Annotated in this window: 14 protein-coding genes; 3 read left to right on the forward strand and 11 right to left on the reverse strand. The window is 64.2% G+C overall.

Annotated features, from left to right (window positions below):
* From ACIQ42_RS06890 to sidA, 8 genes are all read right to left on the reverse strand, one after another.
* Positions 1–262, reverse strand: a 262-nt coding sequence (locus ACIQ42_RS06890; protein ID WP_397421472.1) for an undecaprenyl diphosphate synthase family protein, incomplete at its 3' end; no start/stop codon positions are given.
* A gap of 27 nt (positions 263–289) precedes the next feature.
* Positions 290–856 carry a ribosome recycling factor gene (frr, locus tag ACIQ42_RS06895; protein WP_397401591.1) on the reverse strand — a complete coding sequence of 189 codons (567 nt, stop codon included), beginning with the start codon at positions 854–856 and terminating at the stop codon, positions 290–292.
* 46 nt (positions 857–902) lie between these two features.
* Positions 903–1,622: a UMP kinase gene (gene pyrH / locus ACIQ42_RS06900; RefSeq protein WP_397401593.1), complete on the reverse strand. Its 720-nt coding sequence runs from the start codon at positions 1,620–1,622 to the stop codon at positions 903–905.
* A 92-nt stretch (positions 1,623–1,714) separates the two neighbouring features.
* A complete protein-coding gene (gene tsf / locus ACIQ42_RS06905; RefSeq protein ID WP_397421473.1) occupies positions 1,715–2,653 on the reverse strand; it encodes a translation elongation factor Ts in 939 nt (312 codons plus the stop codon).
* A gap of 103 nt (positions 2,654–2,756) precedes the next feature.
* Positions 2,757–3,662 (reverse strand): 30S ribosomal protein S2, encoded by a 906-nt coding sequence (gene rpsB / locus ACIQ42_RS06910; protein ID WP_397421474.1) that lies wholly within the window; start codon positions 3,660–3,662, stop codon positions 2,757–2,759.
* A 196-nt stretch (positions 3,663–3,858) separates the two neighbouring features.
* Entirely contained in the window at positions 3,859–4,173 is a 315-nt protein-coding gene (locus tag ACIQ42_RS06915; RefSeq protein ID WP_397421475.1) for a hypothetical protein, read from the reverse strand.
* 62 nt (positions 4,174–4,235) lie between these two features.
* Positions 4,236–7,688, reverse strand: coding sequence for a DNA polymerase III subunit alpha (gene dnaE / locus ACIQ42_RS06920; RefSeq protein ID WP_397421482.1), 3,453 nt, complete (start codon positions 7,686–7,688; stop codon positions 4,236–4,238).
* 10 nt (positions 7,689–7,698) lie between these two features.
* Complete coding sequence (sidA, locus tag ACIQ42_RS06925) at positions 7,699–7,788, reverse strand: cell division inhibitor SidA (protein WP_397401607.1); 90 nt, start codon at positions 7,786–7,788, stop codon at positions 7,699–7,701.
* 292 nt (positions 7,789–8,080) lie between these two features.
* Between sidA and ACIQ42_RS06930 the strand changes: the two genes are divergently transcribed.
* Entirely contained in the window at positions 8,081–9,091 is a 1,011-nt protein-coding gene (locus ACIQ42_RS06930; protein WP_397421476.1) for a hypothetical protein, read from the forward strand.
* A 99-nt stretch (positions 9,092–9,190) separates the two neighbouring features.
* Here the strand turns inward: ACIQ42_RS06930 and rbsK are convergent, their stop codons facing one another.
* The 3 genes from rbsK to ACIQ42_RS06945 all read right to left on the reverse strand — a co-directional run bounded on the left by rbsK (position 9,191) and on the right by ACIQ42_RS06945 (position 13,662).
* Positions 9,191–10,153 carry a ribokinase gene (gene rbsK, locus ACIQ42_RS06935; protein ID WP_397421477.1) on the reverse strand — a complete coding sequence of 321 codons (963 nt, stop codon included), beginning with the start codon at positions 10,151–10,153 and terminating at the stop codon, positions 9,191–9,193.
* A 374-nt stretch (positions 10,154–10,527) separates the two neighbouring features.
* A complete protein-coding gene (locus tag ACIQ42_RS06940; RefSeq protein WP_397421478.1) occupies positions 10,528–12,738 on the reverse strand; it encodes a TonB-dependent receptor in 2,211 nt (736 codons plus the stop codon).
* A gap of 138 nt (positions 12,739–12,876) precedes the next feature.
* On the reverse strand, positions 12,877–13,662 hold the full coding sequence (locus tag ACIQ42_RS06945; protein WP_397421479.1) for a bacteriorhodopsin-like: 786 nt from the start codon (positions 13,660–13,662) through the stop codon (positions 12,877–12,879).
* Between the two features lie 373 nt (positions 13,663–14,035).
* Here ACIQ42_RS06945 and ACIQ42_RS06950 point away from each other — a divergent pair, with 373 nt between their 5' ends.
* Both ACIQ42_RS06950 and ACIQ42_RS06955 read left to right on the forward strand, forming a co-directional pair.
* Complete coding sequence (locus ACIQ42_RS06950) at positions 14,036–14,197, forward strand: hypothetical protein (protein ID WP_397421480.1); 162 nt, start codon at positions 14,036–14,038, stop codon at positions 14,195–14,197.
* A 114-nt stretch (positions 14,198–14,311) separates the two neighbouring features.
* On the forward strand, positions 14,312–14,959 hold the full coding sequence (locus ACIQ42_RS06955) for a hypothetical protein (RefSeq protein WP_397421481.1): 648 nt from the start codon (positions 14,312–14,314) through the stop codon (positions 14,957–14,959).
* Positions 14,960–15,230 lie beyond the last annotated feature (271 nt).

Genomic DNA, 15,230 nt, shown 5'->3' on the forward strand with positions numbered 1-15,230 from the left:
TCAGTTCAGCCACGTCGGCGGCAGGCCTGTTCCAGTTTTCCGTGGAAAACCCAAACACCGTCAGCCAGCGAATATTGAGCTTCGGCGCCGCTTCAACTGTACGTTTCAGCGCCTCAACGCCGGCGCGATGGCCCAGCGTACGCGGCAGTCCGCGCTTTTGCGCCCAGCGGCCGTTGCCATCCATCACGATGGCGACATGCAGCGGCGGCGCTGGGTTTCCGGACGACGCGCCCGCGGGGGATGGTTTCTCGGAGGCGGCCATGGCCGTGATCAGAATCCTGCGCAGCGCTTAAACGTGCATGATCTCTTGTTCTTTTGATTTCAAGACTTCGTCCACGCGCTTGATGGCTTCATCGGTGATCTTTTGCACTTCGCCTTCAAACCGCTTGCCCTCGTCCTCACTCATGACGCTGTCTTTCTGGGCCTTGCGGCAATCATCATTGGCGTCGCGACGGACGTTCCGGATCGCCACCTTCTGCTGCTCGGCATACTTGCCGGCTAGCTTGGCCAGGTCCTTTCGGCGCTCTTCGGTCAGTGGCGGGATAGGAAGCCGCAGCGTGGTCCCGTCAACGACCGGGTTCAGGCCCAGGTCGGACGCACGGATCGCCTTCTCGACCGACACCACCAACGCCTTGTCCCAGACCCCGATCGTGAGCATCCGGGGCTCCGGAACGCTGACGGCGCCCACCTGATTGATCGGCACCGACGATCCGTAGGCGTCCACCCGGATCTGATCCAGCAGGCTGGCGGACGCGCGACCCGTCCGCAGCGAACCGAACTCATCGCTGAGGGCCGCGACGGCCTTGTCCATACGGTCCTTGTAGCGGCTGAGCACAGGCTTTTCAGTCGTGGCCATGGCGGCGTCTCCGTGTCTTTTCTGGTCTCGGGTCGAATTGTGGGATTCAGGCGATGGTCGTGAAGACCCCTTCGCCATTCAGAACCTTCAGAAGGTTGTCCCGTTCGCGGATGTTGAACACCACGATCGGAATATGATTGTCGCGCATCAGTGCGACCGCCGAAGAGTCCATGACCTTGAGATTCTTCGCCAGTACTTCCTGATAGCTGAGCGTCTCGTAGCGCTTCGCATCCGGGTCCTTCTTGGGATCCGCCGAATAGACGCCGTCGACGCTGGTCCCCTTGAACAGCGCGTCGCAACCCATTTCGGCGGCCCGCAGCGCCGCCGGCGTGTCCGTCGTGAAGAAGGGCGCGCCGAGTCCGGCGGCGAAGATCACCACCCGGCCCTTTTCCAGATGCCTGAGGGCGCGACGGCGGATATAGGGCTCGCAGACCGCGTCCATCGGGATCGCCGACTGCACCCGGGTGAAAACCCCTGCCTTTTCCAGCGAGGCCTGAAGCGCCAGGGCGTTCATGACGGTGGCCAGCATGCCCATGTAGTCGGCGCTGGCGCGTTCCATGCCGGCTTCGGCCAGGGCTGCGCCGCGGAAGATATTGCCGCCGCCCACCACCACACAGACCTGAACCCCGGCCTTCACCACCTGGGCGATCTCTTCGGATACCCCCGCGAGGGTCTTCGGATCGATCCCGAAACTATCTCCACCGACGCCGGCCTCGCCCGAGAGTTTGAGCAGGATGCGTTTGAAGCGGGGTTTCGCGGCGGCCATGGACGGGAATCCTGAATTCGGACGGTAACAACATACAGCAAGGGCGCGATGCGTCTAACGCATCGCGCCCCTGGAAGATCAGTCCGGGTGGCCTAGGCCTGGCCGGACATCGAAGCGACCTCGGCGGCGAAGTCGTCAACTTTCTTCTCAACGCCCTCGCCGAGCGCAAAGCGCACGAAGGCTTTAACCGTCACTGGGACGCCAAGATCCTTGGCGGTGTCGGCGATCAGTTGCTCGATGGTCTGGTCCGGGTTCATGACGAAGGGCTGCTTCAGGAGCACAACCTCTTCCTGCCACTTGCGGATCCGGCCCTCGATCATCTTCTCGACCACGCCGATGGGCTTGCCCGATTCCAGCGCCTGATCGGTCAGGAACTTCTTTTCCTTAGCCACGGCCGCAGGATCCAGGTCGTCCGTCGTCAGCGCCAGCGGCGGCGCGGGCGTGCCGGCCACGTGCATGGCGATCTTGCGACCGACATCGCGCAGCACGGCCACGTCGCCCGTGCTTTCCAGCGCCACCAGAACGGCCAGACGCGCCACGTCGTCGCCCTGCTTGTTGTGCAGGTAGAGCGACACAGCGCCATCCGAGACGCTCAGGCGGGCCGAGCGGCGCAGGCGCATGTTCTCGCCGATCGTCGCGATCATGTTGGTGATCACGTCGGAGACAACCTCACCCCTGGCCGTCCTGGCCGCAGTGATCGCATCCACGTCGCCGTCGACGCCCAGCGCCACGACCGCAAAGTCGCGCGCCGCAGACTGGAACGTTTCGTTCTTCGACACGAAGTCGGTCTCTGCGTTCAGCTCAACGATCACGCCGGTCTTGCCGTCGTCGCTCAGCTTGGCGGCCACCAGGCCCTCGGCCGCGGCGCGGTCCGATTTCTTGGCGGCCTTGGACAGGCCTTTGGCGCGCAGCCAGTCCAGCGACGCTTCAATATCGCCGTTGTTTTCCTGCAAGGCTTTCTTGCAGTCCATCATGCCAACGCCGGATTTTTCGCGCAGGTCCTTGACCAGCGCAGCGGTGATTTCCGCCATGGTCAGCTCCTCATCAGGTTAGGAACCGACGGCGCCCCATATGGAACGCCGCCGAAAGTGGTTGGGTATCAGGCCAAAGCGACGATTTTGCTTAGGCCGCTTGCTACTCGCTCGCCGCGGCGACGCCATCTTCGGCCGTCGTGGCCTCCGCGGCGGTGGTATCAGGTTCCGCAGCCGCGCCGGTCATCTCGGCTTCGAGGGCGGCGGCTTCCGGCGCCGACACTTCAGGCTCGGACACCGGCTCGGGGGTGAGCGCGCGGGCCAGCGTCGGCTCCATCGGAGCTTCCGAAGCGCCCAGGTCGATGCCCGAGGCCGACTGGCCGGCCGCAAGGCCGTCCAGCACCGAATCCGCCAGCAGATCGCAATAGAGCTGGATGGCGCGCGCGGCGTCGTCGTTACCAGGGATCGGATAGGTGATGCCGTCGGGGTTGCAGTTGGTGTCGAGGATCGCGATCACCGGAATGTTCAGCTTCCGGGCTTCCTGGATGGCGATGGCTTCCTTGTTGGTGTCGATCACGAACATCAGGTCGGGAATGCCGCCCATGTCCTTGATCCCGCCAAGGCTCAGCTCAAGCTTGTCGCGCTCGCGCGTCAGCTTCAGCACTTCCTTCTTCAGGCGCCCGGCGCCCTCTCCGCCGTCCAGCAGGGTTTCCAGTTCACGCAGGCGCGCGATAGAGCCCGACACGGTGCGCCAGTTGGTCAGGGTGCCGCCCAGCCAGCGGTGATTGACGTAATACTGCGCACAGCGCTTGGCGGCCACGGAGATCGGGTCCGACGCCTGACGCTTGGTGCCCACGAACAGGATGCGACCGCCGCCGGCGGCGACTTCACGCACCTTCACCAGCGCCTGGTGCAGCAGCGGGATCGACTGCGACAGGTCGATGATGTGAATGTTGGAGCGTGAGCCGAAGATGAACTTGTCCATCTTCGGGTTCCACCGGTGCGTCTGGTGGCCGAAGTGCGCGCCGGCTTCCAGGAGCTGGCGCATAGAAAAATCAGGCAGAGCCATCGTCTGTTACTCGTCTTTCTTCCGGTTGAACCTCCGCAGGCAAACCCTCCCGAAGGAGGACCGGAACGGTCAAGTGCGGGATGTCTCCCCGCCAGAACCGCACGCCTACGTGTGGATTGGAGCAGCGCGTGTAGTCGCAAACGCCCGGGAAATCAACCGCGCCCGTCCTAGCCGCGCGAGGCGACGCCTATGCGGCCTACGGCTTCTTGCGGCTGTCGGGTCCGTACAGGCTGGTTCCCGGATGGGACTTATAGGGTTGAAAAGGCTTGTAGGCATCGGCGGCGGGCGGCGAACCGTACGTCCTTGGCCTCGACGTCGATGATGACCCGCTGTAGGGCGAGCCATACGAGGGCATCGGGCGCGCAGCGTAGGGTGACGGACCTGACGACATTCCGGTGGCGGGCTTTGCCTTCTGGAAGCCCGGCGTCGGCGACTTTATCTTTCCGAAATCCGCCGCCGCAGGCCCCGCTGCCGCCGTGACCAGCGCCGCGATGATCAGGATCGACTTCATGACTATACTCCAGATTGCGTAATGAATTCACACACGCAATACGTCACCCGTCAAGGGGGTGCCTAAAGATCCTCGATAAACACCACGCCCGGAGACGTCTTCAGCGCGCCGCGCACCGCGCCGTCCAGGGTGAAGCGGCCCGGCAGCTTCAGCTCCACCTCGCGACCGCCTGCCAGCCCCGCCACCAGGATCACCTCGCCGCCACGCGCGTTCGTCACCCCTGAGAGCCGTCGCTTCAGCGCCTCGATCTCGGCGCTGCGCGGCGCCACATGCACGCGAAGGCCCGAGACCACGCTCTCGACGGCCTTCTCCACCGGCTCCACATCGTCGCCGAAGAACCGCACCTCGCCGTCCGCCGCCTTGGCGCGCACCTTCAGCGCCACCGCCTTGCCAGGCTCCAGCAGGTCGCGAAACTTCTTGAGCGACTCCGGCGGGAACAGCACCTCATATTCCCCGGTAGGATCCGACAGCGTCACGAAGGCAAACTTCTCCCCCGAGCGCGAGGGGCGTTCCTGCTTGCGCCGGATTACGCCGGCCATCCTCAGCGCCTCGGCGCCGGCCAGAGCCTTCGGGATCGCGTCGGCCAGCAGGTCGGTGCGTTTGCGCCTCAGCGCATCGACCATGTCGTCCAGCGGGTGGCCGGACAGATAGAACCCCACCGCCGCCAGTTCCTCGTCCAGCCGCTGTACCGGGCTCCAGGCGTCCGAGCGGGTGATCCGGGGGCGATGGCCGCCGCTCAGATCCTCGCCAAACAGGCTGACCTTGCCCTCGGCGCGATCAGACGCCAGCGCCTGGCCATGGCCCACCAGCGCCTCGCTGGAGGCGATCAGCTCGGCCCGGTTCGGATGCAGGGCGTCGAACGCCCCGGCCCGCGCCAGAGTCTCGAAGGTGCGCTTGTTCACCTGCCTGGGATCGATCCGCTCCACAAAGTCGAAGATGTCCCGGAACGGCCCGCCCTCGCGCCGTACGGTCACCACGTGCTCCATGGCGGCCAGACCCACGTTACGGATCGCGCCCAGGGCGTAGAGCACCTCGCCGTCCGCCACATCGAAGTCGCCGGAGGACCGGTTCACGCAGGGCGGCCGGACGGTCACCCCGAAGCGTTTGGCGTCCTGGTAGAACACCGCCAGCTTGTCGGTATTGGCCATATCCAGGCTCATGGACGCGGCGAAAAACTCCACCGGCGTGTTCGCCTTCAACCAGGCCGTCTGGTAGGCGATCAGCGCATAGGGCGCGGCGTGGGACTTGTTAAACCCGTAGCCGGAGAACTTCTCCATCAGCCCGAACAGGATGTCGGCGATCGCCTTGTCCACCCCCCGCTCCGCCGCGCCGGAGGCGAACCGGGTGCGCTGCTGGTCCATCTCCTCCTTCTTCTTCTTGCCCATCGCGCGGCGCAGCAGGTCGGCCTCGCCCAGCGAATAGCCCGCCATGATCCGGGCGATCTGCATCACCTGTTCCTGGTAGACGATCACGCCGTAGGTGGGCGTCAGCACCTGCTCCAGCAGCGGGTGATAGAAGTCGAGGTCGCGCCGGCCCATCTTCACGTCGACATAGGACGGGATCGATTCCATCGGGCCAGGCCGATAGAGCGAGATCAGCGCGGTGCACTCTTCCAGCGACGTGGGCCGGAGCTGGCGCAGGGTGTCGCGCATCCCCTGTCCTTCCATCTGGAACACGCCCACGGTCCTGGCCTCGGCCATGATCTCGTAGGCCCCGGCGTCGTCCAGCGGCAGCGACTCCAGGTCAAAGTCCGCCCCGCGCCGTTCCAGATGCTTCATGGCGCGGCGAATGACCGTCAGCGTCTTCAGGCCCAGGAAGTCGAACTTCACCAGCCCCGCGCTCTCCACCCACTTCATGTTGAACTGGGTGGCCGGCAGCTCCGAGCGCGGATCGCGGTAGAGCGGCGAGAGTTGCGTCAGCGGCCGGTCCGAGATCACCACCCCGGCGGCGTGGGTCGAGGCGTTGCGGTAAAGCCCCTCCAGCTGCAGGGCGATGTCCAGCAGGCGCGCCACCGCCTCGTCCTCGTCGCGGGCCTGGCGCAGGCGCGGTTCGATCTCGATGGCCTGGGCCAGGGTCACCGGATTGGCGGGGTTGGCCGGCACCATCTTGGCCAGACGGTCCACCTGGCCCAGCGGGAGCTGCAGCACGCGCCCCACATCGCGCAGCACCGCGCGCGCCTGCAGGGTGCCGAAGGTGATGATCTGCGCCACCCGGTCGCGGCCATAGCGCGTCTGGACGTAGCTGATCACCTCGTCGCGGCGATCCTGGCAGAAGTCGATATCGAAGTCGGGCATCGACACCCGCTCCGGGTTCAGGAACCGCTCGAAGATCAGCCCGTACCGCAACGGGTCCAGACCCGTGATCAGCAGCACCCAGGCGGTCAGCGACCCGGCGCCGGAGCCCCGCCCCGGCCCCACCGGAATGTCATGCGCCACCGCCCACTTCATGAAGTCCGAGACGATCAGGAAGTAGCCGGCAAAGCCCATCTGGATGATGACCTTCAGCTCCGCCTCCAGCCGCGCCTCATAGTCCGCCGGCGGGAACGCCGTCGCCTGGCCCTTGGCGATGCGGGCGCGTAGGCCCTCGCGCGCCTGAAAGGCCAGTTCCTCGGCCTCGGTCCGCCCCTCGCTGGTGGGGAAGCTCGGCAGGATCGGGTCCCGCTTGGCCACGGTGAAGGCGCAGCGCCGGGCGATATCGAGGGTGTTGTCGCAGGCCTCCGGCAGATCGGCGAACAGGGCCCGCATCTGCTCCACGGACTTGAACCCGTGCTCGGCGGTCACGCGCCGCCGGTCGTCCTGGCCGACAAAGGCGCCGTCGGAGATACACAGCAGTACGTCGTGGGCCTGATGGGTCTGGGCGTTCTTGAAATAGACGTCGTTGGTGGCCACCAGCGGCACGTCCTGGTCATAGGCGAAGGCCACCAGTCCCGGTTCCGCCAGCGCCTCGGCCGCCGCCTCGTGGCGCTGCAGCTCCACATAGAACCTGTCCGGAAAGGCGCGGGCCATCTCGGCCAGCGCCGCGTTCGCCAGATCCGCCTTGCCCGCCGCGAACAACGGATTGACCGGCCCGTCCGGCCCGCCCGACAGCAGGATCAGCCCGGCGGCGTGCGCGCAGACCTTGTCCCAGGGCACATGCGGGTCCTCGCTGCCGTCGCTGTCCAGATAGGCCATCGACGAGAGCTCGGAGAGGTTGAGATAGCCTTCCTCGCTCTGGGCCAGCAGCATCACGGTCGGCGTCTTGGCCCACCGTTCCGTCAGTCCGCCGCCGATCCCCGTCACCGGCAGGGCGCAGCCGATGATCGGTTGGACCCCATCGCCCTTGGTGGCGACCGAAAACTCCAGCGCCCCGAACAGATTGGCCCGGTCGGCGATGGCCACAGCGGGCATGCCATCGGCCTTGGCCAGGCCCCCGATCTTGTCCGCCTTGATGGCGCCTTCCAGCAGCGAATAGGCCGAGCGGACCCGCAGATGGACGAAACCCCTATCCTCGTCCGCCACGTTCGCCGCCTCCCCCATTCGCATGGCGTCAGCCCATCAGACCGGCCACCGTGCAGACCATCCAGACAAAACTCGCCACCGACGCAAAGGCCAGTGATTCCCGGGCCAGACGAACCATCACGACCATCCTCTTGTTGAGCGCCTGTGGGTAACCCGTGGACGCGTTCCGTTTTTGTTCATAGTCCCCTTTTGTTCTGGGCGTCAAGGTGATATCGAGTAGCAACCTTGACGGGAATTATATCCAAATGAACGCTCGACTACTATTCGCTTTAGCGATGATATTCGGGACAATGTCCCAGGCAATGGCGCAGACGCAATCGGCCCCTCCGGCCTGCGGTGCAAAACTTGAGGGCGCTGGAACGCCGCTCAAATTCGCCTCACCGCTCCCCGAAGAGGATCGGATCGGCCTGATGGCCAGTGTTCACCTGGCGCTTAACGACAGCACCGGACGGGGCGCCTGGCCGATCTCGGAGATCGACATCGCCCTGCCCTGCGAAATCGCCAGCTTTCCGGTCGGAGACGACACCTGGGTGATCTCGGCCGGCGAAGGCTACGCACCACCTCGCTGGGCGCGGGCCAAGGGTCGAGACGACACCTACTACCTTGCAGCGGGCCCGTCGGTCGCCGACGCCCGGGCCTGGTCGACGACCCCCGGCGCGCCCACCACGGGTCTGGCGCGACCGCTCTACTATCTCGTGGGCGCTACGGACGGACTACACTTCGTCTTCAAGGTCTACCATGGCGCACCGGGCGGCAAACAGTTGGCCGATGATCTGGTCGAGGCGATCACCGGAAAGACAGCGCCCGTCGCGGTCTATGATTCCAGGGGCAATGCCGCGAGCCTGTTTCTCCTGACCCAGTCGCGTCGAACCTCCTGGATTTACCAGCCCGAGCGCCTGGCTGGAGACCGCCTGGCCATCCTCTACGGCCCGGACGGCGTCTTCTTCTTCCCCGCGCCCGGGGAGTCGACGATCCTGCGCGGATCTGACCTGCAGTGCGATCCGCGCTATGGGGCCTATGAGCTGTTCCGGCTGGGCGTGCTCAATCCGGAAGATAACGCCCTCGACCTCGCCTGCTTCTACAGCAACGACGAGAACAGCCTCTCGATCTTCAGCAGCTACCTGCCTGACGCGAGCGACGACCGCCGGTTTTTCGCGTCATTGCTCAAGCAGTCCCAGGACGAGGACGGCGTGACCGCACGACTGCCCGGCTTCCCGACCGGCCCCAGGGAAATCCTGCAGGCCGGAAGAGCCTGGGTGGACAAGTCAAGGCTGGGTCAAGGGATCTGGCTGATGCGCCGGGGCGACTACATTTACGAGATCCGGATCACCTTCGAGGTCGCCGGAACCACGGAAGCTCTGGACGCCGTTCGGGCCTTCGCATTGAGCACCGAACCCGAACCCGAGCCCGATGCGCGATGAAAGGCGGCAAACGAAGGCTTTCCCACCCCGCCGCGGCTCATCAGGCAGGAAAGCGTGCGTGTTCCGCCTTTCTGCCCCCGAAACCCGGAACAGTTGCGGCTACGGCAACGCGGGGGGCCCGGCACCGCGGAGGCCCAGGATATCCCGCAGGTAAGGCATGGCGTGAGCGGCGCCGCGCCGCGTGACCGAGAGGCCCGCTGCAGCGCACCCGAATCCCACCGCCTCCAACGGATCCTCGCCGCTGGCGAGCGCGGCGGCAAAGCTTCCGATAAAGGCGTCGCCAGCGCCCGTGGTGTCCACCACCTGCCCCGCCTGCCAGGCAGGCGTGAGTACGGAACGATCCCTGGCATGGAACAAGGCGCCGCGTTCGCCCAGGGTAATCAGCGCCACGCCGACCCCACGAGAAAGCAAGACGTCGCCGGCGCGCCGCGCATCGTCGAGCGAGGCGACCGGAAACCCCGTCAACGCCGACGTCTCGGCTTCATTCGGCACGATGAAGTCGCAAAGCGGATAGACGGCGTCCGGAATCCTCTCCGCGGGCGCTGGATTGAACACCGTCGTCACGCCGTGCGTGCGCGCAATCTCCAGCCCGCGTTGCGCCGCCGCGACCGGTTGCTCCAGCTGGGTGACGAACACCTTCGAGCCGGCGATCACGGCCTCTGCCGCGTCGACGTCATCCGCGCTCAGCTCGGCCGCGGCGCCCGGAACGATGATGATGGCGTTCTCGCCAGAGACGCTGTTCACATGGACAAAGGCCGCCCCGGTGGGCGTGTCTGTCTCGGTGACGTGAGACGCGATTCCGTCCCCGGACCACAGCTTCCGCGCCATGGCGCCGAAGGTGTCCTGGCCCAGCCGCGTGATGAAGCTGACGTCTGCGCCCGCGCGCGCCGCGGCGACGGCCTGGTTGGATCCCTTCCCGCCAGGCCCGATCTGAAAACCGGCGCCCTTCAGGGTCTCGCCAGGGATCGGCAGGCGGTCGGCGCTGAACACCAGATCCGCCACAAACACGCCGAGGATCGCGACACCGTTCTGCGCCCGCACGGGTCTGGTTTCGAGGCTCACCCTGGATACTCCCGCGTCGCGTCTACGGCCCGCCTGCCGTACGGAGTACATATCAGCTGGAGCCGTCGCTCATGAACTGCGACACCGCCTGCCCCGTCGCACCCGCAGCGCGAACCTTAGCGATGTCGTGAGGTTGTGGGCAAGAAAGTGGGAACCCAAGTGGCGTATGCACGCTCTGGGCGATTGGCGATTGGCGATTGTTGCACCCGTCACCGATACCCTAGCCCCTGGATCCTGTTGCATCTCGGGAGCCAAAGATCCTCCTCCCGTCGGGGGGGGGTGGGGGCCGAAGGACCGGAGGGGGTAGGCCTTTGACTCCGGGCACGGAGTGCGTATGCGGCCCTACTTTTGGGGACAGTTGACGGAGCGAACGATCAAAGGCGTTTTCGCACTGTCAGATAGACCGCCCTCGGGGGAGCATAGGTACGTTGAATGAAGCCGTACTGACCAAGATTGAGGGCGTCTGCAATCACGCTTTCGTCAGTCAGATTGCGCACCGATATGTCTGCCTGCCATCCGCTCGGAGGGTGCTCAAGCGACACGGAAACATCCACCAACGTACTGGCGCCTGAACTCAGCAGAGGGTCGTTGGTGTTGTCGAAAAACACACGGCTCCGGTATTTGGCGCGTATCTCGGCGGCGGCGGTCCACTGCGAAGTAATCTTCCCGCGCCAGGCCAGCGCCGCGATTCCGGAGAATTCCGGCGCAGCGGTCAGACGATTGCCGGACCGGGAGACGCCATTCGCATCGATGAAATCGGTAAAGGTGGCGTCAAGATATGCAACGCTGGCGGTTGCGGTGACGCCGGCTGGCAGGCGAGCATTTGCCCGTAGATCCAGACCGGAGATAGACGCGTTCGCACTGTCGAGAACCTGCCGGGTCGGCGGCGGCGCGGCGCGCAAGGTAAAGACCTGCAGGCTGGTATAGTCATACACGTAACCCGCAGTCTCAAGCTCGACCCGGTCTGTGGCCTGCCATTTTGCTCCGACCTCATAGGCGGTCACAACTTCCGGCGCGACAGGCCCGATCGAGTCGGTTGCGAATAAGGCTCCGCCATTGAACCCGGCGGACTTAAATCCACGACTGACGTTTGCATAAATGGAGCGCTTCGACCCAAGCGCGTACCGCGCAGCCAGTCGCCAAGAGGTGGCCGTGTCGCTCCGCTCGCCCCCACGGCGCGGGGACAGGATCGGATTGGCGGTGACTTCATCAAACCGCGTTTCCGTGGTGAACTCCGAGCGCTCCTGGGTCAGGCGGACCCCGGCGGTAAGGGTCAGAGCCGGGCTTGCCGCCCAATCAGCATCGGCAAACGCCGCGACCGATTGAGTCTTCAGCCTGTAGGATTGAAGCAGTCGAAAGGGCCCAAAGACGAAAAACTGTGGATCATCAATGAACGGCGCACCCGCGGCGCGGACCGTACCCAAGACCTCAAAGCGGTTTCGGGTCTTCAGGTGTTCGTCCAAAGCGAAGACGCCCGCTCGCCAATCCAGACCATTCCCAGATCCGCGGACAAGAACTTCCTGAGTGAAGGATTTGTCGTCGTTGTCAAAATCGAGCGCGACCAGCGATAGGGGGCTCGCATCCGAGTCTTCTCTGACCGCGCGTTTGGCCGTCCGATAGGCAGTGATGGACTGGATGTTGATCTGCCCACTATGGGCGATTGTCACAGAAACGCCGCCCGCATCCAGGTCCTCACGTCCCGGTCGATCAAAGGCCTCTGAATAAGGATTGGTCGTGTATTTATAGCCCAATGCATTGACACATGCCCCCGCGCTCGCCCGCGCGACCGCGCACGGTACGAAACGTGGTGGATTGCCAGCCAAGCCTTCTGGCGCAAACAGGCCAAGGCCTTCATGCGCCGTCATGGAAGAGCGATCGACGGCGTAGTCGGCGAGCACCTCCCCTGTCCAGCCGCCGGGGCCATCCACGAGGACAGTGGCCCGCCCTCCGTAGACCTCAAGGCCATTTAGCGACCCGCCGGTTGCGGTATTCTTGGTGTAGCCGTCCGAACGTCGAGCAAAGCCAGCAAACCTTGCTCGCGCGCCGTTGAAGGTCCCGGTATCGGCGGCGGCTTCGAACGTCCGCAGCCCAAACGACCCAACGCCCACGGCAGCCGTCGCGCTTGCGGTATCGCCTGGACGGTTGGTACGAAAGACGATGGCCCCACCGGTCGCGTTACGACCGAAAAGTGTGCCCTGCGGCCCTTTCAATATCTGCGCACCGCTGAGATCGAACGTCGCGAGGTTCTGCCCAAGCGGAGAGGCCAGCAGCACATCGTTGAGATAAACCGCCACGCCCGGATTGGCGCTTGGGTTGACGTCATTGGAGCCGATGCCGCGAATGAAAAACTGTGGAGCGGACGACCCGAACGTCGACTTGTATGTCAGCCCAGGAGACAGCCGACTGAGGTCGGAAGCCATGAACTCACCGGGTTTGGCAAGTTCCTCGGACCCGAATGCTTCGATACTCGCGGGACTGTCTTCAATCGGCGTGTTGGGTTGCCGCGCCGTGACGACAATCTCGTCAACCAACGGTTCCAGGGGGGCGTCAACAAGTGCCATCCCCAATATCAGTGAAAGCAGCATCAATTCAGACTACCGTTTGGGGGGTGTTTTATAGGTCTGCATGAGAATGAGCGGCTCGTTCATGAAGAGCGCCGAAGCGTGGCGCCCTTCATGAAGGCCGTAAGTAGCGGGCCTGTCAGGCCCTACGTCCGCAGAAACCTACTTTGCAGCAGCGCGGTCCGTTTCAGAGGTTGCAACCGTCCAGATGATGACACCGAAAGCAATTTTGTTCACGACGTCAGCGAGGTTGTAGATCAGGTTGAGCGCGGCGGAGCTCGCGGATGGATCTTGACCCATCAGATAGCCCACGAAGTATCCGATCGGATAAATTGCCCAACCAATGGTCACAATGAGACGCATCAGTTTGAAGGCCGACTGTACCGACTCTGGAGCTTCGGCAGCATTGATTTTGCTCGCCTGCCCCAAAAACACTTCATACAGGATGTAGGCCCAACCGATCATGCCGACGATAAAGGCTGGCCAAACGCCAGCATATCCCGCTTCGCCAACATAGCCGCCCACAAGCATGACGAACGTGCCGATGAGCAGGCGCCAGAACACACCAGCAGGAACCTTGGTGATCGCGGCAAGGATTAGATAAAACTCGATCATCAGCAACGGAACGGTGATGAGCCAGTCGATGTACCGATAAACGGTTGGCGTTTCACCGGTCGCAACCCAGACGTCTCGCATGTAAAAATAGTGAACCGCAGCCACCAGCGTCACGAGACCTGACACGGTCAGCGAGGTTTTCCATTTTCCCGCAACCCGTTGAGTTTCAAGGAAAAAGAAAGCGGTTGACGCAATAAGCGCCATAGAAATCAACCAGAATGAGATACCAACGTAGTCATCTGACCGCAGGTTTTCGGTAGCCGCGTGAGCAAGAGCAGGCACTAAAGAAGCACCTACACCGAAAGCGAGCCAGCTTAAACGTAGCTTAGGCATTTCGTCTCCCAATTTTTGATTGCTAGTTTTGTAGCGTACCGAGTGTAATTCGGAATCTTTTTACTGTCTATCTTGCGGCAGATGCGCTGTGGAGGACGCTGGCGGGTCAACACCGCCAACGTTTAGCCGCGCGTCCAGCGCGCCCACAGTTCCCACCGGCGCTCGTCCGCCAACCGACCCGCGTGACCCATCCCAACCTCGCTTCAACCGCTATATCCATAGCTGTTGCGCCGAACGGTTGAGACCGCCCACGCACTCTTTTCCACACCGCGGCTGATCAGAGAAATGCGCCCGGGTCCCGCTCACCGGGGAACACTCCCGCCTAACCCCGGTTTGCTCCACTGCGCGGCGTCGCCGTCCCGGGAGCCAGACCATGTCCATTCTCATCTTTGCCTTGATCGTCCTGATCGTCGCCGCACTCGTCGCCTGGGCGGTGCAGAAGTTGCCGTTGGCCGCGCCTTTCGGAATGATCATTCAGGCCCTGATCCTGATCATCGCCGCCCTTGTGATCGCCCGGCGCGCCGGGCTGATTTAGGGCGCTCCGGACCCTCGCGTTTCATTCGCGACGACGCTGAAGCTGTGGACGGTGCTGGCGGGCAGGTGCTCGAAAAACTTGACTCCTGCGCCTATTTGTTCTATCTTTGTTCTCGTGCAACCTGCCCTGATTTCCCTCACCCCCGAGCGCATCGACGCCATGCTGGCGGCGGTGGCGGAGGTGTGCATGGAGGGCGTCACCGAAGCTCAGGTCTGGATCAAGGCGGCTGAGGACGTCGAGGCCTTCGAACGCGCCTCGCGTGCGCTGCAGACCCATTGCCGCAACCTGCGCCAGACCATCGCCATGAAGCAGCGCTTTGACCGTGAACAGGCCGCCCTGAAAGCCGAGGCGGGCCGCGCGGCCGAGGCCGAGCGCAAGGACATCGCCAAGGCGCGCAAGTCTGCAGTGAGCGGGCTTTACTGGCGCGCGCGCACCCATCTCGGCGAGATGGTCTGGAACGAATATGAGGAAAACCACGCCGAGGAGATCTTCAACGATCTGGACCAGTGCCTGTCCGATCTCTCCCATGAGGACCCCGACGCCTTTCTGGCGATCCCGTTCGAGGACCTGATCGCCCGGTTTTCCGAGGAATTCGGCCTTGGCGAATTCAACCCCGACCCCAAGCCCCCGCCCGAACCCGAGCCACCGCCGCGTCCGCGCCAGAAGGGCTACGACCCGCCGCCGCCCGGCTCGCGCTTTGCCGCGACCCACAAGCCCCCGGGCGGCGCGTCCGCCGGGCCCGCCTGGCGCAGTTCCGGGTGAGGCGTCCCGGTTCATTCCCCCAACAAAACCTGTCATCCCGGTTTCGCGGCACGCGAAGATCGGGACCCATAAACGCTGGCGCTTCCGGATAGCCCTGCGCCGGCGACGCTGCGCCAATATCTCGACCCCGACGCTTATGGGCCCCGGTCTTCGCCCATGGCGAAACCGGGATGACAACGCGTGGGTGAACCCCGGGGCGCCCCGCCCTACCCGGCCGTCCAGACCTCGAGCTTGCCGTCCTTCAGCGCAAACACCCGGTCCATATGCGCGG

Origin of the sequence: Phenylobacterium sp. (assembly GCF_044372605.1) — a bacterium.
Lineage (GTDB): Bacteria > Pseudomonadota > Alphaproteobacteria > Caulobacterales > Caulobacteraceae > Phenylobacterium.